The sequence below is a fragment of the Citrobacter sp. wls826 genome, from assembly GCF_005281245.1.
GTDB lineage: Bacteria > Pseudomonadota > Gammaproteobacteria > Enterobacterales > Enterobacteriaceae > Citrobacter > Citrobacter braakii.
In genome coordinates this window covers 42,680-43,588 of the sequence record NZ_SZWS01000032.1, presented here as the reverse complement: position 1 = coordinate 43,588, position 909 = coordinate 42,680, and the positions used below count along the sequence as shown (strand labels likewise).

At 58.2% G+C, this 909-nt stretch carries 1 protein-coding gene and 1 pseudogene; both read right to left on the bottom strand.

Annotated features, from left to right (window positions below; genetic code table 11):
- Positions 1-130, bottom strand: a pseudogene (locus tag FDW87_RS22115) (Fe(3+)-hydroxamate ABC transporter substrate-binding protein FhuD); the annotation flags it as partial.
- A partial coding sequence (gene fhuC / locus FDW87_RS08215) for a Fe3+-hydroxamate ABC transporter ATP-binding protein FhuC (protein ID WP_252363075.1) occupies positions 130-909 on the bottom strand: 780 nt, incomplete at its 5' end. The gene fhuC and the pseudogene FDW87_RS22115, both read right to left, overlap by 1 nt.

Below are 909 nucleotides of genomic sequence, written 5' to 3'. Positions count from 1 at the left end.
GCCATTCCAGCGCCACAATACGCTGCGGATCAATCGCCGCGGCGGACGCCGTATTCATCCGCCACAGCAGCGGCGAGAGCGCCATCGCCGTAAGCAGACGCCGACGGGTAATATGATGTAATTCAATCATTAATAGACAAAACTCACGGGTGCGGCACCGGCCGGATGCGGCAAAATGCCCATCGGGATACCGTAAATCTGTTCCAGAGTTTCACTGCGCATCAGTTCAGCAGGCGTTCCTTGCGCAATCATTTCACCACCGCGCAGCGCAACTAAGTAATCGCAGTAGCGGGCCGCCATGTTGATGTCATGCAGCACCGCAATCACCGTTAGCCCACGCTGCTGGCTTAAGCGATGCACCAGCGCCAGCACGTCAACCTGATGAGCGATATCCAGCGCGGAAGTCGGCTCATCAAGCAGCAGACAGCGGCTGTCCTGCGCCACCAGCATGGCAATCCACGCACGCTGGCGTTCTCCGCCGGACAGGCTATCCACCAGGCGGTGCGCCAGCGGTTTTAAGCCGACCAACGAAATAGCTTCTTCTACTTTCTCTCTGTCGGCAACGCCAAAACGTCCCAGCGCCCCGTGCCACGGATAGCGGCCAATCGCCACCAGTTCACGCACCGTCATCCCTTCGGCCTGAGGCAACTGCTGCGGCAGATAGGCGACCTTGCGGGCAAACGCTTTACTGCTCCAGTTCTCCAGCGGCTGTTCGTCGAGCAGGATTTCACCTTCCGACGGCGGCTGATGACGTCCCAGCATTTTCAATAACGTCGATTTTCCGGACCCGTTGTGGCCGATAAGGCCGGTTACTTTCCCCACCGGAAAAGTTAATGAGAGAGGATGCAAAAGCGTGCGGCCAGGCACACGAAAGGAGACATTACGCAACGCGAAAGTGGTGTCGGGATG